The 24351-nt window shown below is 71.8% G+C and carries 21 protein-coding genes; 18 read left to right on the top strand and 3 right to left on the bottom strand.

The features are described 5' to 3' along the window. The first annotated feature begins 10 nt into the window (after positions 1-10). The 4 genes from ACFYPG_RS08555 (at position 11) to ACFYPG_RS08540 (ending at position 4196) form a co-directional block, all read left to right on the top strand. On the top strand, positions 11-553 hold the full coding sequence (locus ACFYPG_RS08555) for a TetR/AcrR family transcriptional regulator (RefSeq protein ID WP_355005047.1): 543 nt from the start codon (positions 11-13) through the stop codon (positions 551-553). Positions 554-640: 87 nt separating this feature from the next. After that, on the top strand, positions 641-1675 hold the full coding sequence (locus ACFYPG_RS08550) for a medium chain dehydrogenase/reductase family protein (protein WP_387351160.1): 1035 nt from the start codon (positions 641-643) through the stop codon (positions 1673-1675). Positions 1676-1842: 167 nt separating this feature from the next. After that, complete coding sequence (locus ACFYPG_RS08545; RefSeq protein ID WP_387351158.1) at positions 1843-3057, top strand: PP2C family protein-serine/threonine phosphatase; 1215 nt, start codon at positions 1843-1845, stop codon at positions 3055-3057. Between the two features lie 71 nt (positions 3058-3128). After that, on the top strand, positions 3129-4196 hold the full coding sequence (locus ACFYPG_RS08540) for a DUF2855 family protein (protein ID WP_387351156.1): 1068 nt from the start codon (positions 3129-3131) through the stop codon (positions 4194-4196). A gap of 6 nt (positions 4197-4202) precedes the next feature. On the opposite strand, the gene ACFYPG_RS08535 is transcribed toward ACFYPG_RS08540, so the two are convergent. Further along, a complete protein-coding gene (locus ACFYPG_RS08535) occupies positions 4203-5036 on the bottom strand; it encodes a SigB/SigF/SigG family RNA polymerase sigma factor (protein WP_387351154.1) in 834 nt (277 codons plus the stop codon). A gap of 243 nt (positions 5037-5279) precedes the next feature. Next, positions 5280-5465, bottom strand: a complete 186-nt coding sequence (locus ACFYPG_RS08530) for a hypothetical protein (protein ID WP_355005051.1) — start codon at positions 5463-5465, stop codon at positions 5280-5282. 322 nt (positions 5466-5787) lie between these two features. On the opposite strand from ACFYPG_RS08530, the gene ACFYPG_RS08525 reads away from it, so the two are divergent. Genes ACFYPG_RS08525 through ACFYPG_RS08515 form a run of 3 tightly spaced genes read left to right on the top strand, consistent with a single transcriptional unit; the run spans position 5788 to position 9056 of the window. Continuing rightward, positions 5788-7671, top strand: a complete 1884-nt coding sequence (locus ACFYPG_RS08525; protein ID WP_387351152.1) for a sigma-70 family RNA polymerase sigma factor — start codon at positions 5788-5790, stop codon at positions 7669-7671. A gap of 14 nt (positions 7672-7685) precedes the next feature. Next, complete coding sequence (locus tag ACFYPG_RS08520; protein WP_387351150.1) at positions 7686-8333, top strand: DUF305 domain-containing protein; 648 nt, start codon at positions 7686-7688, stop codon at positions 8331-8333. Between the two features lie 24 nt (positions 8334-8357). After that, a complete protein-coding gene (locus ACFYPG_RS08515) occupies positions 8358-9056 on the top strand; it encodes a hypothetical protein (RefSeq protein ID WP_355005054.1) in 699 nt (232 codons plus the stop codon). 10 nt (positions 9057-9066) lie between these two features. On the opposite strand, the gene ACFYPG_RS08510 is transcribed toward ACFYPG_RS08515, so the two are convergent. Next, positions 9067-9627: a GNAT family N-acetyltransferase gene (locus ACFYPG_RS08510; protein ID WP_387351148.1), complete on the bottom strand. Its 561-nt coding sequence runs from the start codon at positions 9625-9627 to the stop codon at positions 9067-9069. Between the two features lie 81 nt (positions 9628-9708). Between ACFYPG_RS08510 and ACFYPG_RS08505 the strand changes: the two genes are divergently transcribed. From ACFYPG_RS08505 to ACFYPG_RS08455, 11 genes are all read left to right on the top strand, one after another. Beyond that, positions 9709-10419, top strand: a complete 711-nt coding sequence (locus ACFYPG_RS08505) for a siderophore-interacting protein (RefSeq protein WP_387351146.1) — start codon at positions 9709-9711, stop codon at positions 10417-10419. After that, complete coding sequence (locus ACFYPG_RS08500) at positions 10416-11687, top strand: MFS transporter (protein ID WP_387351144.1); 1272 nt, start codon at positions 10416-10418, stop codon at positions 11685-11687. The genes ACFYPG_RS08505 and ACFYPG_RS08500 overlap by 4 nt, the downstream gene beginning before the upstream one ends. Continuing rightward, entirely contained in the window at positions 11684-13183 is a 1500-nt protein-coding gene (locus ACFYPG_RS08495) for an MFS transporter (RefSeq protein WP_387351143.1), read from the top strand. Before ACFYPG_RS08500 ends, ACFYPG_RS08495 begins: the two co-directional genes overlap by 4 nt. A gap of 50 nt (positions 13184-13233) precedes the next feature. After that, positions 13234-14403 (top strand): acetyl-CoA carboxylase biotin carboxylase subunit family protein, encoded by a 1170-nt coding sequence (locus tag ACFYPG_RS08490; RefSeq protein WP_387351139.1) that lies wholly within the window; start codon positions 13234-13236, stop codon positions 14401-14403. Continuing rightward, positions 14400-16028, top strand: a complete 1629-nt coding sequence (locus tag ACFYPG_RS08485) for an IucA/IucC family protein (RefSeq protein ID WP_387351137.1) — start codon at positions 14400-14402, stop codon at positions 16026-16028. Before ACFYPG_RS08490 ends, ACFYPG_RS08485 begins: the two co-directional genes overlap by 4 nt. Further along, entirely contained in the window at positions 16025-17623 is a 1599-nt protein-coding gene (locus ACFYPG_RS08480) for an IucA/IucC family protein (RefSeq protein ID WP_387351135.1), read from the top strand. Before ACFYPG_RS08485 ends, ACFYPG_RS08480 begins: the two co-directional genes overlap by 4 nt. Continuing rightward, the gene (locus ACFYPG_RS08475; RefSeq protein ID WP_355005062.1) at positions 17620-18765 is read left to right on the top strand and encodes an alanine racemase; all 1146 of its coding nucleotides are present in this window, start codon (positions 17620-17622) and stop codon (positions 18763-18765) included. The genes ACFYPG_RS08480 and ACFYPG_RS08475 overlap by 4 nt, the downstream gene beginning before the upstream one ends. Positions 18766-18976: 211 nt before the next feature. Continuing rightward, positions 18977-20260 carry a cellulose binding domain-containing protein gene (locus ACFYPG_RS08470; RefSeq protein ID WP_387351133.1) on the top strand — a complete coding sequence of 428 codons (1284 nt, stop codon included), beginning with the start codon at positions 18977-18979 and terminating at the stop codon, positions 20258-20260. A gap of 132 nt (positions 20261-20392) precedes the next feature. Then, the gene (locus ACFYPG_RS08465; protein WP_387351131.1) at positions 20393-21511 is read left to right on the top strand and encodes a sensor histidine kinase; all 1119 of its coding nucleotides are present in this window, start codon (positions 20393-20395) and stop codon (positions 21509-21511) included. After that, the gene (locus tag ACFYPG_RS08460) at positions 21508-22167 is read left to right on the top strand and encodes a response regulator (RefSeq protein ID WP_387351129.1); all 660 of its coding nucleotides are present in this window, start codon (positions 21508-21510) and stop codon (positions 22165-22167) included. The genes ACFYPG_RS08465 and ACFYPG_RS08460 overlap by 4 nt, the downstream gene beginning before the upstream one ends. A 105-nt stretch (positions 22168-22272) precedes the next feature. Beyond that, entirely contained in the window at positions 22273-24345 is a 2073-nt protein-coding gene (locus tag ACFYPG_RS08455; RefSeq protein WP_387351127.1) for a multicopper oxidase family protein, read from the top strand. Positions 24346-24351: the final 6 nt, after the last annotated feature.

Raw genomic sequence — 24351 nt, 5'->3', positions numbered from 1 at the left:
ACTTACAAACATGCGATCCACCGCCGAGGCCCGCCGGGTCACCGTCCTGAACACCGCGGTGTCGGTGTTCGCGCGCGCCGGCTTCCACGCCACCCCGGTCACCGCCGTGGCCGCCGCCGCCGGCATCTCCGAGGCGTACGTCTTCCGGCTCTTCTCCGGGAAGCTCGGCTTGTTCGTGGCGGCGGCCGGGGCGTGTTTCGACCGGATCGCCGACGCGATCGAGGCGGGCGCGGAGCGCGCCGTGGGCGGCAGCCCGGAGGAGATCCTCGACGCCATGGGCGATGCCTACGCGGAGCTGATCGCCGATCGCGACCTGCTGCTCTTCCAGGTGCAGGCACAGGCCGTCACGGACATCCCGGAGGTCGCCGAGGCGGTGCGGGCCGGCTACCGGCGGGTCGCGACCTTCGTGCAGAGTCGGGCCCGGGCCAGCGACGCGCAGGTGCAGCAGTTCTTCGCGTACGGCCAGTTGTGCCACCTGATCGTGACGGCCGGCCTGGAGGAGGTCCCGGAGCCCTGGGCTCGCGCCCTGACCGCCGGTATCCGCCACCCCTGACCGACCCCGATGCTGGGCCGCCTCGGCGGCCCCATCTTTTGACCAGACAAGTGTGTGAGTGCACACTTACAAACAAGGAGAATTCCGATGACGACCACCGACACGACGATCACCGAAGTGGTACTGCCCGGCGTGGTGGAGCCTGACGGCCTCCTGCTGCACCGACGCGCGATGCCCGTCCCCGCCCGGGGGCAGGCGCTCGTCCAGGTAGAGGCCACCGGCATCTCGTTCGCCGAGCAGCAGATGCGCCACGCGCTCTACCCCGGCCAGCCGAAGTTTCCGTTCGTGCCCGGCTACGACCTGGTCGGCACGGTGCGGGCGGTCGGCCCCGGCGGCGACGACGCGTTGGTCGGTACCCGGGTGGCGGCGGTCACCAAGACCGGCGCCTGGGCCACGCACGCGCTTGTCGACATCGACGCCCTGGCCCCGGTGCCCGCAGGTCTGGACCCCGCCGCGGCCGAGACCGTCGTCGTCAACGGGGTGACCGCCTGGCAGATGCTGCGGGACGCCAACCTGACGGCCGGACAGACCATCCTCGTGCACGGCGCGAACGGCGGCGTCGGGAGCGTGCTCGTCCAACTCGGCCGACACCTCGGCCTGCGGGTCATCGGCACCGCCGCCGAACGGCACCACGCCGGGCTGCGTGAACTCGGCGTCGAACCGCTCGACTACCGCGACCCGGACATGGCCGCGCGGGTCCGCGAACTGTCGCCGGGCGGGGTCGACGCCGTCTTCGACCCGGTCGCCGGCCCGGGCGTACGCACGTCGTATGCCCTGCTCGCCCCTGGCGGCACGTTGGTCGTCTACGGCAACGCCGCTGCCGTCGGCACCGGGCAGTCGGTCGCGTGGGTCTTCGTGAAGCTGCTGGCCCGCCTCTACACCTGGAACGCGCTGCCCAACGGCCACCGCGCCGGCTTCTACAACTTCTGGGCCGGCCAGCTCACCCGGCGCGCCGCGTTCCGCCGTCGCCTGCGTACCGACCTCGGCATCGTGCTCGACCTGCTGCGGCAGGGAGTGATCGTGCCGCAGATCGCCGCCCGCTACCCGCTCAGCGAGGTTTCCGCAGCACTGGTGTTCGCCGAGAACCGCAGCCGGGCCGGCAAGGTGGTGCTGGAGCCCTGACCTCCGGCCCGCCCAGGGCGCTGGTGCGGCGGGCCGCCGGCGGCTCGGTCGTCACGACGCGCCCTGGGGCGTACGCCACTCGTGGACGCCGGGTGCGCGGCGGGCGAGGTAGCCTCACGCTCGCACTACGTGCTCCTGTTACCGGGGAGACAGGGGGGAGGTGGAGCGTGGCCGACATCGGCGAGGTGGTCCGTTGGTTGCAGCTCAACGCGCCCCGAGGTGGCCCGGACGAGGTGTCGCAGCTGGTTGCCCGAGCGGCGCCCGAGATCGGCGCCAGCGAGATCGTGATCTATCTGGCCGACTACACGCAGACTCTCCTCGTGCCGCTGCTCGGCGCGGGTGCCGACCGGGACCAGCTGCCGCTCGAGACGACGCTCGCCGGCCGGGCCTTCACCACCCTCGACATCCAGCGCGCGCCCGACAACCCGGACCGGCTGTGGGTGCCACTGCTTCTCGGCTGTGAGCGGATGGGCGTACTGGAAGTCGTCTCGCCGGCCGCCGCCGACGAGGCGATGGATGCTCCAGCCTGGGAGGTGGCGGTCAACGTCGCCCAGATCCTGGTGAACCGCCGGCTCTACGGTGACGTGGTCGAGCGGATGCGGCGGCGGATGCCGATGCAGGTCGCTGCCGAGATCGTGTGGGGCCTGCTTCCGCCGCTGACCTTCGCCACCGACGACCTGGTGGTCACCGCCATCCTCGAACCGTGCTACGACGTCGGCGGCGACATCTTCGACTACGCGTTGAACGACGACGTGCTCAGCGTCGGGCTCTTCGACACCTGCGGGCACGGCATCAAGGCGAGCACCCTGGCCTCGCTCGTGGTCAGCGCGTACCGCAATGCCCGTCGGTGTGGCCTCGACCTGGTCGACACGGCGATCAGCATCGACCGGTGGGTGCGCTCCGAGCACCCGAACTTCTTCGCTACCGGGTTACTCATCGAGTTGGACCGCCGGACCGGCCGGCTCAGCATGATCAACGCGGGGCATCCCGGTGCGATGTTGCTGCGTGACGGCAAGGCCGTTCGGGAGCTACCCGGGCCGACCGTGTTGCCGCTCGGCCTGGGCCACATGTCACCCCGCCGACCGCAGGTTCACGTGGAGAATCTGCACCCGGGCGACCGCATCCTCGCCTACACCGACGGCATCACCGACGCCCGTAGCGCCCAGGGGGAGCAGTTCGGGGTGGACCGGCTCGTCGACTTCGTCAACCGTGCCCTGAACGACGGATTGCCCAGCCCGGAGACGATGCGTCGCCTGGTCCGTGCGGTCGTCGGCTACCAGGATGACCAGCTCGAGGACGACGCGACGGCCCTCTTCCTGGAGTGGCGGCCACCGCACCTGCCGCTCGCGCACCTCCGCGACCTCGCCGCGCTCAGACCCTGACCCCTCGCGCAGTGGGATTTTGCACTCGCAGTGCACTTGTCTCCGATTGCGGGGCTGTCTAGCGTCACCTCATGGCTGACTCATGGACCTTCGCCGTGGCGCGTGACGACCTCGGGCAGACCACGCTCGTCGATGGCTCCACCCCTGTCCTGTCCGACGGCGAGGCGCTGCTGCGCGTGGACCGCGTCGGCCTCACCGCCAACAACGTGACCTACGCGGTGCTCGGCGACTCGATGCGGTACTGGCAGTTCTTCCCACCGGCGGCCCAGGGCCTCGGGCCGCAGTGGGGTCTGCCGCCGCTCTGGGGCTTCGCCGAGGTGGTCGCCTCGGCGGTGGCCGGTGTCGAGGTGGGGCAACGGGTCTACGGCTACCTCCCACCCGCCGGTCACCTCGTGGTGCGGCCGGACCGGGTGGACGCGTCCGGGTTCCGCGAGGCGAGCCCGCACCGGGCCGAGCTGCCGTCGCCGTACAACGCGTACCGGTCGACCACCGGCGACCCGGCGTACCAGCACGACCAGGAGGACCTGCTGATCCTGTTCCGGCCGCTGTTCTTCACCTCGTTCATGCTGGCCGACCAGGTCGTCGACAACGACTTCTACGGTGCCGAGGCGCTGCTGGTGTCGTCGGCGTCGAGCAAGACCGCGTACGCCGCCGCGTTCGAGCTGCACCGGCGCGGGCCGCGCCTGGTCGGTCTCACCTCACCGGGCAATCTGGCGTTCACCCGGTCCCTCGGCTGCTACGACGAGGTCGTGTCGTACGACGACATCGACTCCCTCGACGTGGTCCCGAGCGTCTACCTCGACCTGTCCGGCGCGCCCTCGACCCGCGCCACCCTGCGTCGACGTCTCGGCGACCGGCTCGTCCGGGACATCGCGGTCGGGCTCACCAACCAGACGCCGAACGCCGACGCCGCCGAGGAGGTGTTCTTCGCACCGGTGCAGATGCGCAAGCGCAGCCACGACTGGGGTCGCGACGGGCTCGACCAGCGGTTCACCGAGGCGTGGCAACGCTTCGCCGCCGTAGTGAGCCAGTGGCTCGACGTTCGGGTGGGTGCCGGGCCGGCGGCCCTCCAGCACGCGTGGCTCGACGTCCTCGCCGGTCGTACGCCGCCACGGGTGGGTCACGTCGTCCAACTGTGAACCGGCTCAGGCGGCGATGTCGTCGCTGAGCTGGTGACGCAGCGTGGCCAGTGAGCGGGTGATCAGCCGGGACACGTGCATCTGTGACACGCCGATCCGATCGGCGATCTGGGCCTGGGTCAGATTGCCGTGGAAGCGCAGGCTGAGGATCTGGCGCTCGCGTTCCGGCAGCGTCGCGAGGGCCGGGCCGAGGGCGACGCGGATCTCGACGAGGTCGATCTCGTGGTCGTCGTCGCCGAGGGTGTCGCCGAGTTCCCGGTTGCCGTCGGTCCCGATCGGGGTGGACAGCGACGTGGCCCGGTAGGCACGCGCGCCCTCCAGCCCTTCCAGGACGGTCTCCTCGGACACGTCGAGGTAGGTGGCGATGTCAGCCACCGTGGGCAGGCGGCCGAGGCTCTGGGTCAGGACGCCGTTGGCGGCGCTGATCGACAGACGTAGCTCCTGCAGGCGGCGGGGCACCCGAACCGCCCAGGTGCGATCCCGGAAGTACCGCTTGATCTCGCCGATGATGGTGGGGATGGCGTACCCGCTGAAGTCGATCCCCCGGCTGTGGTCGAAGTTGTCGACGGCCTTGATGAGCCCCACCGAGGCCGTCTGGGCCAGGTCGTCGTCGGGGGCGCCGCGTCCGCTGTAGCGGCGTGCCAGGTGCCGGGCGAGTGGCAGCCACGCTTCGATGGTGCGCTCCCGCAGCGCCGGGCGCCGGGGATCGTGCGGCGAGGTCACCGCCAGTGCGGCGAGGAGGTCCTCCGGGCTCTGGTCCCTGTTGCGCTGGCCGACCCGGGTGCTCGTGGCGCTCTCGGCGGTGGCTGTGGCTGCGGCGTTCTCGACGATCGTGGACATGGGTGGTCCCTCCGGCGTTCGCCCGTCGATCGGATCGACCGGAAGGATCTCCGAACCGGCTTGTGGCCGGGGGCGCACCTGCGGGCAGGAGCGCGCTGTCGCAACACCACGATCACGGGCCTGGCCACCGCGTCATGTCTTTCACGTGATGAAGCGACCCTACCCGAACGTCCGACTGATTACTAGCCGAAAGTATGAATCGGGGCAGGTCTAGGCCGTCCAGAGAAGGGGTTGCGCCCCAGCTCAGCCGCGCTGGGCGGGGGCGTCGACAGCAGCCGAGGCTGTCTGGGCGGACTCCACCGCGAACGGGTGGCGCAGTCGCCGCATGGCCTCCTCGCTGCTGTCGAAGGTCACCGCCGGTCCGTCCAGCACGTCACCGTGCGACGTGGCGAGGAACAGTGCGGGTCGACCGTTGTCGTTCGATGTCATGCAGGGATCCTGTCTCTTTGAAAGGGGTGCGTCTGGGGCCTCGGCAACATCGGCCGTGCGACCTGGTGACGCTTCGGCGCACACGCTGGCGCCCGAATGCTGGTGTCCTGTTGCACGGGCGAGCGCCCGGCGACACCGACACCCCGCACCATACCCGCCGCCGCCGACACATATGCGCCGCCGACGGACCCGCCTCGCTTGTGGCGAACCGACCGCCCGGGAATTCTGTAATCCCACCCGCTGCCGCGAGTCTCCGATCTTGAGGGCGGTCAGCACAACCAGCGTGGGCGCCGCGCGGATGAGCACCAAAGGAGTGAGACCCATGTCGTCAGCCGGTCGAGCACTGCCCGATGTCGGGTTGGTCGTCGCGGCCCGGCAGGGCGACCAGCGCGCGCTCGACGACGTCGTCGCGGCCTCGCTCCCGCTGGTCTACAACATCGTCGGCCGTGCGCTGCGCGGGCACGCCGACGTCGACGACGTCGTCCAGGAGACGTTGGTACGGGTGATCCGGTACCTGCCCGCGCTCAACGACCCGGCGGCATACCGGTCCTGGCTGGTGGCGATCACCATCCGCCAGGTGCGGGACTGGGAGACACGCCGACGTGTCGCGCTCAACCGGGATGCCGGGCTGGACGCGATCCACAACGTGCCCGACCCCGCCTCCGACTTCGCGGGGATGACCATCCTCCGGCTCGGCCTCACCGACCAACGACGCGAGGTCGCCGAGGCGACCCGCTGGCTCGACCCGGACGACCAGGAACTGCTCTCGCTGTGGTGGCTGGAGGAGACCGGCGAGATCGACCGGAACGAGGTCGCCGACGCGCTCGGGTTGTCGCCCGGGCACGTCGCGGTGCGGATCCACCGGATGAAGGAGCAGATCCAGAGCGCCCGAGGCGTCGTACGAGCGCTTCGCGCCCGCCCCGGCTGCCCGGACCTGGGCGGCGTGACCGCCGAGTGGGACGGCACGCCCAGCTCGCTGTGGCGCAAGCGACTGGCTCGACACGTCCGTGACTGCGCGTTCTGCGGACGGCTGGGAACCACCCTCCTGCCGATCGATCGACTGCTCGCCGGAATGCCGTTGCTGCCGCTGCCGGCGGGTCTCGGCGCCCACCTGCCGAGCGCTGCCGCCCCGGCAGCCGCCGCTCAGGCAGTCCCGCCGCCCGGCCCGACTGCCGCACCCGCCGCCGAACCGACGGCACCCGGCGCGGTGCCCACCGACGCGGGCGGCGGCCCGAGCGTCGTCGACCTCGCGGTGAACCGACCCCGTGGCCTCGTGCCGTCCCTCGCCGCCGGTGTGGCCGCCGCCGTCCTGGCCATCACCATGGCGGTGGTGATCCAGCCGGACGACCCCTCCGCGCCCTCGTGGGCGGCGCCGCCGTCCGCCGCGCCCACCGCCGTCGCCACCCCGAGCGTCGCGCCCTCGCCGAGCGCACGCCCCTCGTCGAAAGCTCCGGTAGCGCCGGCGGTCAGCTCCGACCGCAAGGGTGTCGGGGTGTGGAACTTCGCCGGGGCGAGTCAGGCGTTGGCGAACTCCAAGGCCGGCTGGTACTACACCTGGGGCACCCAGCACCCGGGGATCAGCACGCCGCGCGGTGCGACGTTCGTGCCGATGATCCGCAGCGCGGAGAATGTCACCGCCGCAGAGCTGGCGCGGGCCAGGGCCGCCGGGCCGTACCTGCTCACCTTCAACGAGCCGGACATGCCCGAGCAGGCGAACATGACCGTCGAGCAGGCGTTGGACCTGTGGCCGCAGCTGATGGCGACGGGCAGCAAACTGGGCAGCCCGGCGGTCGCCTGGGGTGGGCCGGACCCGCAGGGTTGGCTGGACAGGTTCATGACCGGCGCCCAGGCCCGCGGCCACCGGGTGGACTTCATCACGCTGCACTGGTTCGGCGCCGACTTCACGACCGCCACCGCGGTGGCCCAACTCCGGCAGTATCTCCAGGCCGTCTACCAGCGGTACCGGAAGCCGATCTGGCTGACCGAGTTCGCGCTGATCCGCTTCGCCGGGGGCGGTTCGCAGTTCCCCAGTCAGCAGCAGCAGGCTGCCTTCCTCACCGCGGCCACCGCCATGCTCGGTCAACTCCCCTACCTACAGCGCTACGCCTGGTTCGGGCTACCCGCCACGGACAAGGATCGGTCCGGACTGTTCAGCGACGGGGCCGAGGCGACAGTGGTCGGCCGCGCGTTCCAAGCCGCCCGTTGAGCACCGGCGAACGGATGGCGGAGCGCCGAGGCTTTCGCGTACGGGCCGGGCGGCTGATCGGCGTCGTCGCGACACTGGTCGCCACGGCGCTGGCCGTCGGGCTCAGCCAGGGCTGGGGCCGCACCAACCCGGCACCAGCAACGTCGACGGTGGCAGCGTCGTCGGCCGCTGCGGCACCGACCGCCCCGGTGGTGCTCAACGGCACCGACGACGCCTTCATCCAACTGCTCATCCCGATGAACGAGGGCGCGCTCGCGCTGATCGACCAGCTCGACACCCGCCCGGCGGATCCGTCGTTGCGGGCCCTCCTCGGCGAGGTCCGGAAGGCTCATCAGGCGGAGTTGCGCGACCTGCGGGGGCTCCTGGCCGCGGGCAACGTGCCGGAGCTGAACATCCACGAGGGGCATCAGATGCCCGGCATGGTCACCCCGGCCAGCCTCGCCGAGCTACGTGCCGCATCCGACACGGAGGTGTCGTCCCGGGCGGCCGGCCTGATCCGGGCGCACCTCGCGCAGACAGTGGTGCTGTGCCGGGGCGAGCAGACCGCCGGGGGAAGCCCGGAGCTGAAGGCGCTCGCCGGCCGTATCCAACAGGCGCGGGCCGCCGAGCTGAACACGCTGGACAACCGACCCGGCGCGCCCACCGCCGCACCGGGCGGCTGAGCATGCGGCCCGGAGGTCCGGCCGATGCGGACGTCTGACCTGCACGTCGACGTCCACCCACAGTCCCGGGCGTCCCGTCCCGCCCACCGTGCCGTCGCGTCGGACGCCGTCCGCCCGGTGCGGCGCGCGACGCACCGGACCCGCAGCGCGTCCCTGCCCGAGGCGGTCGCCCCGATGCCGGTTGCCGGCTGGCGCGGTGGCCACCGGCGCGCCGCCGGCCGGGCCACCATCGTCGCCTCGGTCCTGACGGTCAGCCTCGGGTGGCTGATCGCGATCCTGGTCGCGCCGCACGTCACCCTCTCTCCGGGTGCGCGGATGGTCGCCCTCTTCTGCCACCTGACCTGCCTGGTGGTGGGCTTCGGCGCGGTGCTGACGGTGGACTGGTTCAGCCTTCGCTGGCTGCTGCGCCGGGAACCGCTCGGCACCGTGCTGACCGCCGCCCGTGGCGCGCACCTGCTCATCTGGCTGGGTCTGGTGGGTCTGCTCGCCAGTGGGGCCGCCCTCGGACCGGACACGTCGTCCGGGCTGGTCTGGGTCAAGTTGCTCGCGGTGCTGGTGGTCGGCATCAACGGGCTGTTCCTCGGCCGGGTCCGGGATCGACTCGTGGCGGTGCAGGGCCGCCCACAGTGGTCCGCCCTGCTGCCCGGTGTCGCCGCCGCCACGATCTCGCAGCTCGCCTGGTGGACCGCGACCCTCGTCGGCTTCTGGAACGCCAACGGCTGACGGCCGGTGGTCAGGCCGGCGTCGGGTGCCTCTCCGCGAACCGGGCGCGGGGCAGGAACGCGAGTTGGGCCCGCTTGTCCGGCATGTCGATCTCGGAGTCGAAGGTGAAGCCCTCGATCTCCAGTCGGCGCAGGGCGAGGTGGTTGCGGACGTCCGGTTCCACCACGATGCGCTGCGCGGCCGGGTCGCGGAACAGGAAGCGGGCGATGGCCGGACCGGCCGCGTTGGTGAGGCTGCGGGCGAGGCGTCGGTCGGGGCTGAGCAGCAGGTGCATCCCCACGTCACCGGGCTGGACGGGGTAGCGCTCGCCGACCGGGTCCGCCTCGGGCTGATAGCTCTGGAAGAGGCCTACCGGCTCCCCGTCGACCGTGATCAGGTACGCGTGGTGCGTTGGCAGACTGTCCACAAAGGCGTAGATCTCGCGTACCTCGTCGAGGGTGTGCGAACCCATGCCCCAGAAGGAGTTGCGGGGCATGGTCACCCAACCGTGCAGGAGAGCGGCGTCCCGGTCCGGGTCGACTGTCACCAACGACAGCTCGCCGAGACCGACGATCTTCTCCTGGTACGTCATCGGGCGCTGTCCTCTGTTCCATCCGGGGCGCAACTTAGGTTAACCTCCCCTAACCAAGGATGACCTTACCTGGAGGGGTGCGTGAAACGGAACTGGGAGGCCCTGGTCCTCAAGGCCATGGGAGGGCGGGACTTTCAGTTGACCGTCCTGGGCACCGAGTCAGTCGACGGGCACTACCAGCGACTCCTCCTGGACGGGGGTGGCCTGCTGGAGGCGTGCGGGGTGCACCCCACCATGTGGATCAGGCTGTGGTTCGACAACGACGGCCGAGCCCACCAACGCGCGTACACGCTGGTCGACCCCGACCCGGCCACCGGCCAATTCACCCTCGAATTCGCCATCCACGACGGCTGCGCCGCCCGCTGGGCCACCACGGCCACCGTCGGCGACACCATCAGCGCGACAGTGCAGGGCAGCGCCTTCGAGCTGCCCGACCCCGCGCCCGAGCACCTCTACCTGGTCGGTGACGCGGCCTCGCTGCCCGCGGTGAACAGCCTGCTCGACGCCGGTGCCGACATCCCGGCGACGGTGTGGCTGGAGTACGCCCACGAGGGCGAGAAGGCACTCGCGCTGCGGGCCCGTGAGCACCACGACATCACCTGGGTGCCGCGGCGCGACGAGGGTCAGCACCTCGTCGACACGGTCTGCGCGGCAGTGCCGACCAGCGGCGCGGGCCACTACTGGGTGGCCTGCGAGGCGGCAACCACCCGGGGCATCACCCGGCACCTCCGCAAGACGTTGGGCGTCGACAAGGACCGGTTGACCTCCCTCGGCTACTGGAAAGCGGCATGAAGGGCCGCCTCGGCACCCTGACCGCGCTGTACGTCACCCAGTACCTCGGCGTCGGCTTCATCACCGTCGGGCTCACCGCCATCCTGCGCGACGGTGGCACCTCGCTGGACACGTTGGCGCTGTTGCAGATCGTCGGTCTGATCTGGCCCATCAAGTTCCTCTGGGCACCGATCCTCGACCGGTACGGCTCACGGCACCGCGGCCACTACCGCTCCTGGTTGCTCGTACTCCAGACCGCTCTGGTGCTCGCCCTGCTGGCGTTGCTGCCCTTCGCCAGTCCGGCCGACGCGCTCGGCCCGATCGTGGCGATCTGCGCCGCGTACGTGTTCTTCTCGGCCACCCAGGACATCGCCGTGGACGCCGTGGCGGTCCGGATGCTGGCCGATTCGGCCCGGGGAACCGGCAACGGCATCCAGGTAGCGGCGAGCTACCTCGGCAACCTGCTCGGCGGCGGCGCCTGCGTCCTGGTCTACGACCAGTTCGGCTGGGCGCCGGCGATCGGCCTGCTGGTCGCGATGACGGCGGTCGGCCTGCTGGTGGTGTGGCGGTTCCAGGAGCCTCCCCGTACCGACCGGGTGGAACGGGTCGGCACCTCCTACCGGGCGTTGCTGTCGGTGTTCGGCCAGCCGGGCTGCCGGTGGTGGACCTTCGGCGTGGTGCCGCTGGTCTACGTCGGCGCGGGCATGGCGTACGCCCTGGTCACCCCGGCGCTGGTCGACGCCGGGTGGTCGTTGGGTCGGATCGGCGTCGTCACGGGTGTGGTGACCAGCGTCCCGGCCATCGTGGCGGGCCTGGTGGCGGGGCTCGGGATCGGGCGGTTCGGGCGCGGTGGCGTGCTCGTGGTCGGCGGCGTGGCGCTGACGGTGTCGACGTTGTTGCTGCTGCCGCTGATGAACGGCCGCGCGCCGCTGGGCGGGACGGTCGCCGCGCTCTGCTGCTTCATGGTGGCCTACACCGTCGCCAACGTCGTGCTCTACACGGTCAACATGGACTACTCCCGGCCCGACACCGGCGGTACCGACTTCACTGTGCTGTCGTCGTTCGGCCTGGTCTGCTCGTTCGTGGCGGCGTCCATCGGTCTCGCGGCGGCCGACCGGGTCGGCTACCCGGCGGTCGCGGTCGCGGCCATCGTGCTGGTGGCCGCCGGTGTCGCCCTCGGCCTCGTCCACCAGCGGCGGTTCCCGCACCGGCCCGGCCCCGCCGTCGGCCCGGCGGTCGAGCAGCCCTCCGAGCAGCCGGCGGTGGACGGCGTCAAGGCGGTGGCGTGACCACGGTCCAGCCGGCCACCGACACCGCGACATCGGCACGACTTCCACAGCGATGGCTCATCCTGGCCGTGCTGTGCGTCGCGCAACTGGTAGTGGTGTTGGACAACACCGTGCTGACCGTGGCGGTGCCGGTGCTCACCACCGAGTTGGGCGCCAGCACCGCCGAGGTGCAATGGATGATCAACGCGTACGCGTTGGTGCTGTCCGGGTTGCTGCTCACCGCCGGTAGCGCCGCCGACCGGTACGGCCGCCGTCGGATGCTGCTCGCCGGGCTGGTCCTGTTCGGGGTCGGCTCGCTGGCCGCCGGTCTGGCCAGCACCAGCGGGCAGTTGATCGCCGCGCGGGCCGGGATGGGCGTCGGTGGGGCGTTGCTGGTCACCGCGACGCTCGCGGTGGCGATGCAGGTCTTCGACGCCGCCGAGCGGTCCCGGGCGATCGGCATCTGGGCGGCCACCAGCGCGTTGGGCTTCGCCGTCGGGCCACCGATCGGCGGCACGATCCTCGCGCATCTGCCGTGGGGCGCGATCTTCCTGATGAACGTGCCGATCGTGCTGGTCTGCCTGCTCGTCGCTCGCGCGCTGGTCCCGGAGTCTCGCGGGCCGGCCGGCGGCCGACTCGACGTGCTGGGCGCCGTGCTCTCCACCGCTGGTCTGACCGCTGTCGTCTGGGCGATCATCTCCGGGCCGGAGCGCGGCTGGGCCTCGACCGAGGTGGTCGGCGCGGCGGTCGTCGGCGTACTCCTGCTCGGGATCTTCGTGCGGTGGGAGCGACGGATCACGCACCCGATGCTGGACATGCGCTTCTTCCGGGACCGGCGCTTCGTCGGTGCGATCTCCGGCGTCGTGCTGATCACGTTCGGCGCAACCGGCGCGCTGTTCCTGCTCACCCAGCACCTCCAGTTCGTCAGGGGTTACCCCGCCTGGGAGGCCGGTCTGCGGATGGCGCCCTTCGCGCTGTCCATCGTGCTGCTCAATGTCAGCGGCGTCGTCGCGAGTGTGATCCGTCGGCTCGGCCTCGCGGTCGCCATCGCCGTTGGCATGACGCTGCTCGCGGCCGGTCTCGCGCTGGTCACAGTCTTTCCGTCCGACGGGTACGGGGTGCTGCTGGTCGGGTTGCTCGTCATGGGTGTCGGCTGCGCGTTGGCCAATCCGGCCATCGTCGAGGCGGTGATGAGCGCGATCCCGACGGCGAAGGCCGGCGCGGGCGCGGGTGTCGACGGCACCATGACCGAGGTCGGCAGCAGCCTCGGCATCGCGGTGCTGGGTGCCGTGCTGAACGCCCGGTTCGCGGCGCTGCTGCCGGCGGCCCTGGCCGGCGCCGGGTCGTTTCCCGCGGCCCTCGCCGCAGCCCGTGGAGGAGCTGAGCGGGAGGCGGTGACCGTCGCCTTCGCCTCGGCGCTGGAGACGGGGCAGTTGGTGGGCGCGGCTGCGGTGTTGATCGGTGGCCTGGTGGCCGCCGGGTTGCTACATAGGGCAGACCGCAGCAAATCCGTTTAATAAGGATAGGCTACCCTAATAGCGACATCGTGGTAGTCGACGGAGGCGGTATGCAGCTGTACCTGACCGCGCTCAACCCCACCGACGCGCTCCTGGACGGGTTACTCCCGGCGGCGGCGTCGCTCGGGCTGTCGACGACCGTGCTGACCGACCGGCCCGCCGAATGGCCGGCCGACGTGCGGGTGGCGCGCTGCGCCGTCCGCGACCCGGCCGCTGTGGTAGCGGCGGCGGCCCCCGCCCGGCCCCTGGCGCTACTGTCCAACAGCGACCATCTCCAGGAGGCCACCGCGATCGCCGCCCGAAAGCTCGGCCTGCCCGGCAAGGACCCGGACGCCGCCCGTCTCTGCAAGGACAAGGCCGCGGCCCGCCGGGCGATCGCCGCTGCGGGCCTCGATCTGGTACGCACCGTCACCGTCGACCCCGGCGCCACGCCGGACGTGCCGACAGTGATGTACCCGGCGGTGGTCAAACCCCGCGAGGGAGTGGCCAGTGAGGACGCCTACCTGGTGACCGACAACGCCGAGCTGGTCGCCCGGGTCGCCGAGATCCGTGGCCGGCGGCCGGACGTGGCACTGGTGGTCGAGGAGTACCTCGCCGGTGAGCTGCGGACCTTCGAGACCCTCGGTGACGGCACCGAGCTGGCCTCCCTCGGCGGATGGCGCACCGGCCTCGGCCCGCCGCCGACCTTCACCGAGGAGAGCCTCGCCTGGTCGCCCCCGGCGGAGCAGGCACGCATCCGGTTGCGGGAGCGGCTCGACGCCCTCGGGGTCGGCTTCGGCGCCTGCCACACCGAGTACGTCGTCTCCGCCGGCCGGGTCCGGCTCATCGAGGTGAACTACCGTCTCATCGGCGACCGGATGGACCTGATCCTCGCCGACCTGCTCGGTGTGCCGTTGTTCGAGTACGTCATCCGGCTGCACCTCGGCGAACCGCTGGCCGCCCTCGGCCTGCCCCACACCGTCGACCGCTACGCCCGGGTCGAGTACGTCTGCGCGGACCGCTCCGGCCGTCTCGTCGCCGCACCGGGGCCCCTCGACACCGTCGACGGCGACGTCCGGCTGGCCTGCCGTCCGCTGCGCGAGGTGGGCCGCACCGCCGAGCACACCGGCACGAACCGCGACTACCTCGCCGTGCTGCACGGGATCGGCCCCGACGAGGCCACCGTCCGGCAGTCGCTGACCGGCCTCCGCGACAGCCTCCAGTGGACCATCGTCGGGTGAGCGACGACTGTGAGCGGGAGGTCCTCGCCCGGGTGCTCGACGCCCTGCTGCGCGAGGATCACCTCGGTCTGCGCAGCGCCGGCCGAGCGGACGGCCCCGGCTGGTGGCAGGTGCCGCACCCCGACGGACTGCTGCGCATTCCGGTCCGGGCGGACGGGTTCCAGCAGGCCCTGCGCAGCGCCGCGCCGATGGTGCTGCTGGTGACCCGCGCCGGCGAGACGCAGCGCGCGGAGACGCTGGACGGACTGTTGACGCTGCTCGCCCCGTACGACAACGCCGAGGCCGAGGCCGGCTGGCGGGACTTCGGCGTCGAGTGCCGTGCCGACCTGCGGGCCCGACGCCTCGCCGCCCGCAACCGGGCACGGGTGCTCACCGAGGTGGCCGCCGAACGCGCGCACACCCCGTCCGGCCTGCCGGCGGCGCTCCTGGACGACGTGCTCGCCGCCCACCACGGCCACCCCGTCTACCCCACCGACCGGTGCCGGCACGGTCTTCGCGACGACGAACTGCTCCGGTACGCCCCGGAGCACGCCCCACGGTTCGCGCTGCGCTGGTACGCCGTCCCGGCCGACGACGTCCGACTCGCTGGCGAGCTGCCAGCGTGGTGGCCGAGCGCGCCGCGACCGGATCAGCTGCTGCTGCCAGCGCATCCGATCACCGTGGCCCGCGACGCGCTCGCGGTGGTCGACCTGCCGGTGACCCCGGTGCGACCCACCCTCTCCATGCGGACGGTGGCGCTCGACCACGACCCGTACCTGCATCTCAAACTGCCGCTGCCGACCGCGAGTCTCGGCGCGCGTAACCGACGCACGCTGCAACCGGGCTCGCTCGCCGACGGCGCGGCCGTCGCCGGGCTGCTCGACCGGATCGCCACCGCCGAACCCCGCTTCGCCGGCCGGATCCGGCACGCCGACGAGAGCACCTGGGCGCACGTCGACGGCGACGAGCGCCGCGGTTTCCTGCTGCGCCGATTTCCGCGCGACCTGGGCGGCGTCCAGGTGGTGCCGGTCGCGGCCCTCGCCGCCGCCGACCCGGCGGCGGGCACGGTCCTCGAACGGATCAGCCCGCAGCGGCCCGTCGCGCTGCTGGAGTCCTACCTGGACCTGCTGCTCGACTGGCACGTCTTCCTCTGGCTGCGCCACGGGATCGCGCTGGAGGCGCACCCGCAGAACATCCACCTGCTGGTGCACCCGGACGGCACTGTCGGCCTGCTCTACAAGGACAACGACGGCGCCCGGCTCGACAGACGACACGACGGCGTGAACGGGCTCGCCCTGCACGACGACCGGATGTGGGCGCGCGACCCGCACGAGTTGGCCGACGTGTTCATCACCATCACCCTGCACCTGGCCGCCGCCGCGCCACTGGTCGCCCTGGCCGCCCGAGGACTGCCCGTGCCGACACCCGCCGAGGCGCTGGTGCCCCGGCTCGCCGCCGCCCGCGACCGGTGGGGCGACGGACCGGCGGTGCGGACCTTCACCGAGCAGGTCCTGCACGCCGCCCAGTTGCCCATCAAGGCGATGCTCACCGCCGGCACCCTGCTGCCCAAACAGCGGCTCGGCTGCACCGACATCAACAAGTACTACCTGCGTACCGGCCCGAACTACCTCCGGGAGACACGATGACGAGCGCCCAGCTGCGCTCCCGGCCGGCCACCGACACCGGTCAGCGCGCCGACCTGGCCGCCGCCCACGCCCTCTTCGGCTGCCTGCTGCGCGAGCTGGCCCCGCCGGACGGCACCCCGACCGTTGTCGACGGCGCGGTACGGCTGCTACTGCGGCACCTCGACGTCACAGTGCGCTGTGAGGTCGCGCGAACCTCGCCGCTCGGCGCGCACCGCTACAGCGGCCCGGTCCAACGCAGCACGGGCAGTGGACGGTGGGAGGACCTGGACGCGGACGGGTTGGCCGCCCTGGTCACGGCGGAACTCACCACCCGTACCGGCCTGGTCAACGACGAGTTCGCCGAGCAGGTCAGGGCCAGCCGGGACACCGTGGCCCGGCTGCTGGCCGACCGACCGGCCGAGGATCCAACCCCCACCGGTGAGCCCGCCATCGACGCGTACGTCGACTCCGAGCAGTCGTTGGTCTTCGGCCACCCGCACCACCCCACCCCGAAATGGCGCAGCGGCGACCCGGACAGTTGGCGGGCGTACGCGCCGGAGCTGCGCACCGCGTTCCGGCTGCACTGGCTGGCCGTACCGGACGACCTGACCGCCGACGCCGGGCCGTTCGATCCGCTGGTGGCCGCGCTCGACCCGCCACGTCCCCCGCGCGGGTACCGCGTCCTACCGGTGCACCCCTGGCAGCTGTCGCTGATCCCGCCCACCCACCCACGGCTGCGTGACCTGGGGGCGGCCGGTGTGCCGGTACGACCCACGGCGAGCGTCCGTACCCTCTACGCCCCCGAGGCCGACCTGTTCGTGAAGACCAGCCTGCACGTGCGGATCACCAACTGTCTGCGCAAGAACGCCCGCTACGAGCTCACCGGAGCGGTGGCGCTGACCGAGCTGCTGGCCCGGGTGCCGCTGCCGGACGGGGTGGGGCTGCTCGCCGAGCCCGCCTACCGCACTGTCGACGTCCCGGGCCCGGACGAGGCGTACGGGACGATCCTGCGCGGCGGTCTGCGTCCGCACCTGCGTCCCGGCGACACCCCGGTGCTGGCGGCGGCTCTGGCCGCGACGCCGCTGGTGACGTCGGATCCGGTGGCCTGGTGGCGCGCGTACGTCGGCCTGCTGGTGCCGGCGGTGCTGCGCAGCTGGCTCAGCCACGGCGTCGTGCACGAGGCGCACCTGCAGAACGTCGTCGTCGTGCTCGACCGGGATCACCATCCGGTACGCATGCTGCTGCGCGACCTGGAGGGGGTGAAGCTGGACGCCGACCGGTGGGACACCTGGCCGGACGGCGTCCCGGCGCAGGTCCGCTACGGTCCCCGGGCCGCCCACCGCCGGATCGTCTACTGCCTGTTCGTCAACCACCTCGGAGGGATCAGCGGGGCCCTCGCCGACGCGCGCTCGGGAATCGAACGGCAGCTGTGGCAGGAGGTGCGCGCCGTCGTCGAGGCGGTGGCCGCCGACCTCGGTGAGCCGGCGGAGCTGCGCGCGCTGCTGACCGGGGAACCGCTGCTGGCCAAGGCGAACCTGCTGGTCCGGTGGCGGCGTGACGCCGACCGGGCCGCGCCGTTCGTGCCGGTGCCGAACCCGATGGGTGGGCCACTATGACCCGACCGGTCTACGTCCACGACCTCGACGCGCTGGCCGGGCAGGCCAGCGCCATCCGGGCGGCGCTGCCCCGGCCGGTCGAGCTGCTCTACGCGGTCAAGGCCAATCCGGATGCCGGTGTGCTGCGCACCCTCGCGCCGATCGTCGACGGGTTCGAGGCGGCCAGCCGGGGCGAGCTGCGCAGGCTGGCGGAGGTGCTGCCCGGACGGGCGCCCGCCGCGTACGCCGGACCGGGCAAGACCGACGCGGACCTCGCCGCCGCTCTCGCCGCCGGGGTGCGCCGCATCCACGTCGAGTCCCCCACCGAGCTGACGCGACTCGGCGCGCTGGCCACCGCGGCGGGCCGGTCGGCCCAGGTGCTGCTGCGGGTGAACCTGCCTGTCGACGCGCCGGGCGCGAGCCTGGTCATGGGCGGTGGACCCAGCCCGTTCGGCATGGACCCGGCCGACGCGGTGGCGTGCGCCCGCCGCCCGCCCGCCGGCATCGACGTACGCGGAATCCACGCCCACCTGGCCAGCGGACTGGACGCACCGCTCGCCGCGACGGTCGCCGCCGCCGTGGTCGACTGGGCGGCGGCCGAGGTCGACGCCGCCGAGGTCGACGTCGGCGGCGGCATGACCGTCGACTACACCGACCCGGACGCGCGGTTCGACTGGCCGGGCTACGGCCAGGCCCTGGCGGACGTCCTCGACAGGCACCCGGGCGTGCGGCTGCGCATCGAGCCGGGCCGGTCGGTCACCGCCTACTGCGGGGCGTACCTCACCGAGGTCGTCGACGTGAAGCGTTCCTACGGCGAGTGGTTCGTGGTGGTGGCCGGTGGGACGCACCACCTACGGACTCCGGCGGCGAAGGGGCACGCGCAGCCGTTCACAGTGCACCCACGGCCGGGTGCCGGCGGCCCCCGCACCGACGGCGGGCCGGTCACCGTGGTCGGGCAACTCTGCACCCCGAAGGACGTGCTGTCCTTCTCGGCCACCGCGGGGCCGATCGGCGTGGGTGACGTGCTGGCCTTCAGCATGGCCGGGGCGTACGCCTGGAACATCAGCCACCGTGACTTCCTGCTGCACGAGCCCCCGCACTTTCGCGCCGGTGACCTGCACGAAGTGGCTGTCGAGTGGGCGGCCCGGCCGCTCGGGACGTGAGCCCGGGAGGCCCGATCGGCTCGGTGTGTTATCGATAACATGCTATCTTTCACCCGGGAGTGAAGGGCACGCTCCCGGTCACCCGAGCCAGCGGCGAAGACGCGCCGAGGGGCCCGCCCCCTCCCGCGGCCTTCCCGGTCGGTGACCAGTCCGGGCCCCCGTCGATGCCAGGCGACCCCTGTTGGTCGTCGAACGGCAAGGAGCCCCAGCAATGCTGAGACGTAGGTTCTTCCTCCCATCCATCGCGGCCGCGGCGCTTGTTCTCGCGGCCACCACCGGCGGCGTGTTGAGCGGCGGCTTCGGTGCGACGGCGGTGGCCGCCACCAACGGCACCCTCGCGGCGACCGCCGGCTGCGGCAAGGCCCCCACGCTCGCCAGCGGGACGCGGACGATTCAGAGCAGCGGACAGAGTCGTACGTACAACCTGCGGATCCCGGACGGTTACGACCGGAACCGCCCCTACCGGCTGATCTTCGGCTTCCACTGGTTGAACGGCTCGGCCAACAACGTCACCTCGGCCGGTTACTACGGGCTCCAGCCGCTGTCGAACAACAGCGCGATCTTCGTTGCCCCGCAGGGCCTCAACGCCGGCTGGGCCAACACCAACGGTCGGGACCTGACCCTCTTCGACGACATCTCCCGGCAGATCGAGAACGATCTGTGCGTGGACACCACCCAGCGCTTCGCCCTGGGCTGGAGCTACGGCGGAGCGATGAGTTACGCGGTGGCGTGCGCCCGGCCCACGATCATCCGCGCGGTCACCGTCCTGTCCGGCGCGAACCTCAGCGGGTGCAACGGGGGCACGCAGCCGGTCGCCTACTTCGGCATCCACGGCATCTACGACAGCGTGCTGAACATCTCCCAGGGTCGCCAACTGCGCGACACGTTCGTCCGAAACAACGGCTGCACCGCGCAGAGCCCACGGGAGCCGAGCCGAGGCAGCCTCACCCACATCACCACGACGTACGCGGGTTGCCGGGCCGGCTACCCGGTGCAGTGGGCGGCGTTCGACGGGGACCACACCCCGAGCCCGGTGGACGGTTCGGGCAGCCCCAACGACTCGCGGACCTGGACCTCGGGGGAAATCTGGAGGTTCTTCAGCCAGTTCGCGTCGACCACGCCGCCGACGACCGACCCGCCGACCGACCCGCCCACTGATCCGCCGACCAGCCCGCCGCCGACCGGGGGGCCCGGCACCTGCGCTGCCACCTACCGGACGACCAACACCTGGCCCGGCGGTTTCCAGGTCGAGGTGACAGTGGCCAACACCTCCACCGCGCCCTTGAACGGCTGGACGGTGGGCCTGACTCTGGCCAGTGGTCAGGCCATCAGCAGTCTGTGGAGTGGCATCAACACGGGCACCACCGGCAGCGTCACAGTCAGGAACGCCGCCTACAACGGCACAGTTGGCCCGAGCGCGTCGACCACCTTCGGGTTCACCGCCACGGGCAACGGTGCCACCGCGCCCGGCAGCGTCACCTGCACCAGCCCCTGAGTTCGGCAGAGGGAGGGCCCGGAGTCGACCGGCTCCGGGCCCCGCGGCTGAGCCGACAGGCCTTTGCGAACAGTTCACGGTAGGGAAGGGCCCTTCGCTGACGGACCGTGCGCGCGTCGTACCGTTGCGGACATGAACCCGGCCGTCAGGCGAATCGCGATCGATGCCCTCATCGCGGTCGTCGTCGCGGCCGTGGTGGCGGTGGCGATCCGGGTCGCCGACGAGCCCGGTGCCCGGCCGCCGGACGCGCGTGCCTACGCGATCGGCGCGGTGATCGGGCTGCTGCTGGTCTTCCGACGCCGCTGGCCGCTGCTGGTGCTGGTCGGCTCGGTCACCGCGCTGATGATCTACTACGTCCTCGAGTACCCGGGCATCCCGCCCGCCCTCCCGCTGGCCGCCGCCCTCTTCTCCGTCGCGGCCGCAGGCCGGTTCACCTGGGCGCTCGTCGTCGCCGGGTTCTTCGTCGTCCTTGAGCTGATCATGCGGTACACGCTGCTCGGCGAGGGTTTCTTCCCCGCTCTCTCGGCCACCCTCGAAGAGGGCTCGCTGCTCGCGGCAGTGGTGCTGCTCGCCGAGACGATCCGCACCCGCCGGGTCCGGCTGGCCGAGGCACAGCACCGTCTCGCTGTGATGCGCCAGGAGCGTCAACACGAGGTCGCCCAGGAGCGGCTCCGCATCGCCCGCGAGGTCCACGACGTACTCGGTCACACGATCGCCGCGATCAGTGTGCAGGCGAGCCTCGCTGACGACATCTTCGACAGCAAGCCGGCCGAGGCGCGGGCGGCGCTGCGGAGCATCCGGGGTGCGGCACGTGACGCCATGCACGAGGTCCGCTCGGCCATCGGCATGCTCCGCGACGCCGGTGAGGTACCCGATCTGGCGCGTGTCTTCGCGGTCGCCGAACAGGCCGGCGTGAAGGTGCGGTCGGGAATCGCGGGCACCCCACGCCCGGTCCCGCCGGAGGTGGCGCTCTCGGTCTACCGGATCGTGCAGGAGTCGATCACGAACACCGTCAAGCACGCCGAAGCAACGACGGTCGACGTCACGATCGCCTACGCGGGCGACGCCGTCACAGTGGAGATCGTCGACGACGGGGTCGGGTCCGGGGCTGGCCGGCGGGGGCACGGGGTAGCCGGCATGCGGGAACGGGCCATGGCCACCGGCGGATCCCTCGAGGCCGGGCCCCGGCCGGAGGGTGGGGGGTTCCGGGTGGCCGCGCGGCTGCCGGTCGAGGTGGGGGAGACAGCGTGACGATCCGGATGGTGCTGGCGGACGACCAGACACTCGTGCGGGCCGGCTTCCGGGGCCTGCTCGACCACAGCGACGACCTGGAGGTGGTCGGTGAGGCGTCCAACGGCGCCCAGGCTGTCGAGATGGTCGCCGCGACCCGGCCGGACATCGTGCTGATGGACGTGCGAATGCCGGTGCTCGACGGCGTGCGGGCCACGGCCGCGATCGTCGAGCGTTTCCCGGCCGTGCGGGTCATCGTCCTGACCACCTTCGAGCTCGACGAGTACGTCTTCGAGGCGCTGCGGGCCGGCGCGAGTGGCTTCCTGCTCAAGGACATCGAGCCCGACGAGCTGCGCCAGGCGGTGCGGGTGGTGGCCGGCGGCGACATGTTGATCTCGCCGCGGGTGACGAGCCGGCTGGTGAGCGCGTTCGTCAGCCAGGTCGCACCGACGCCCGTCGACGGCGGCCGGCTGGCGGTGTTGACCGACCGCGAGCGCGAGGTGATGAGCCTGGTGGCCATCGGGCTGACGAACGAGGAGATCGGACGCCGGCTGTCGATGAGCCCGGCCACGGCCCGTACCCACGTCCACCGAGCCATGGTCAAGCTCGGCGTCCGCGACCGCGCGCAACTCGTCGTCCTCGCTTACCAGACGGGGCTCGTCGCGCCCGGCAGCTGACTACGGCCCCTGTTTCCCGGGTGGCGCGGGCTACGGCGATTCCCGTACGCACCGGCCGGTCCTCGGCGGATGCCACGCGGTACGCAGCCTTCGTACGTTGGCGTCATGTTCGAGGTTGGAGAGAACGCCGACGGGATCCTGGCCGGGGTCCTGTTCCTGATCTGGCTGTCCGCGGCGATCCTCGCCACGCGGCTGGCCTGGCGGCCGACACCCGAGGCGCTGCGGAAGAGCGCCCGTCGGTTGCTGCGCCTGCTCGTCGCCGCGCTGGTGGTGCTGATCGTCAAGTGCGTCGCGATCGGGTTGATGCTCGCCGTCGACTGGATCTTTGCCGACAACCGCGTGATCGTGCAGATGCCGCTCCTGCTGCTGCCGATGTTGGCCGTCGCACTCTGGACCGTGCCGGGCCTGCGCGCCCTGGCCAGCCGCGACAACGCACCGGTCGACGCCGGGACGCGCTCCGCCGCCGACCCTCGATTCGTCGTGCCGGTCCAGGTGACGGCCGTGGCGACAGTTGTCGGCGTCTACTTCGCGTACGTGTCCCGTCCGGTCCCGTCCTACCTCGACGACATCGCGACCCACTCCGCGCCGATCCTGCTGTCGGCGGTGGTGCTGTGGTTCTGGCAGGGGAGTCGCCTGCGGGTCGTCACCGCCACGGACTTCGCGCGCCGGGGCCGGCGGGCCCGCAATCTGCGCGCCACCGCGCAGGCCACCGTCGTGGTGCTGGTCGTCGCCGCCGCCATCACCTACGTGGCGCAGAGCAGCAGGCTGCCCGACCGGATGAGCATGATGTCGCACGACAACGTCGACTACGGCGGAGGCCCGTCGTTCGGTCACGGCGGTCATCGCGGGGTCTCCGTCGACGACCTGCGTGGGCCGCGGACCGGCAGGCCCGACAGGGCCTTCACGCTGACCGCGAAGAACGCGACGGTACGGCTCTCGTCGGGCGCGGAGATCGAGGCGCTGACGTACAACCGACAGTCGCCCGGGCCGGAGCTGCGGGTCCGCGAGGGAGACCTCGTCGAGGTGACGCTGCACAACGAGATTCCCGACGAGAACGTGACCATCCACTGGCACGGTCTCGACGTCCCCAACGGTGAGGACGGCGTGGCCGGCGCGACGCAGAACGCGGTGGAGCCGGGCGGCAGCTTCACCTACCGGTTCCTCGCCGAGCAGGTCGGCACCTTCTGGTACCACACCCACCAGAACCCACTGGAGGCGATCAGGCGGGGCCTGTTCGGCGCGCTGATCGTCGAGCCGCGCGGCGGACCGCCACCCGGCGAGCGGGACTTCGTCGTGCAGGCCCACGAGTGGCGTACGCCGACCGACGCCATCGTCTCGTTCGGCACGAGTGACACGCTGCAACGCCAGGAGGTCGCCCCGGGCACTCCGGTGCGGCTGCGTCTGGTCAACACCGACAACAACCCGTCCACCGACAGCCGTCCGCGGTCCCTGACGGTCAACGGCACACCGGTACGGGTGGCGGCGATCGACGGGGTCGACGTCAACGGTCCGACCCCGCTGACCGACCCGCGGTTCGGGCTGGCGACCGGTGGACGCTACGACGTGACGTTCACGATGCCGGCGGTCCCGGTGCGGCTGACGGACCTCGCCAACCGCGACGCCGGGCTGGTCCTGGCGCCACCGGGCGACACGTCGACGCCGAGGATCGTCGACGATGGGGACCGGTTCGACCCCCTGTCGTACGGCTCCGGCGGCTCGCGTCCCTTCGACGCCGGCTCGTCGTACGACCGCTCGTTCACCCAGCTCCTCGACGACCGGCTGTCCTTCTACAACGGGGGTCTCCACCTGGTGCCGATCATCAACGGGCACAGCTTCCCCGACACGCCGACGCTCATGGTCCGGGCGGACGACGTGGTCAAGGTGCGGATCGTCAACCGCAGCCACCAGAACCACCCGATGCATCTGCACGGCCATCACGCGTTGGTCCTGTCCCGCAACGGGGTCGCCGCGACCGGGTCACCGTGGTGGATCGACAGCCTCGACGTGATCCCCGGCGAGATCTACGAGATCGCCTTCACGGCGGACAACCCGGGTCTCTGGATGGACCACTGCCACAACCTCGACCACGCGGCCAACGGCATGGTGATGCACCTCGCCTACGAGGGCGTCACGTCCCCCTATGAGCTGGGTCGCGGCACTCCCAACCAGCCGGAGTAGACGGAC

The sequence above is a fragment of the Micromonospora sp. NPDC005553 genome (assembly GCF_042871765.1).
In the GTDB taxonomy this organism is placed as follows: domain Bacteria; phylum Actinomycetota; class Actinomycetes; order Mycobacteriales; family Micromonosporaceae; genus Micromonospora.
This window is presented reverse-complemented; position numbering and strand designations above follow the sequence as displayed.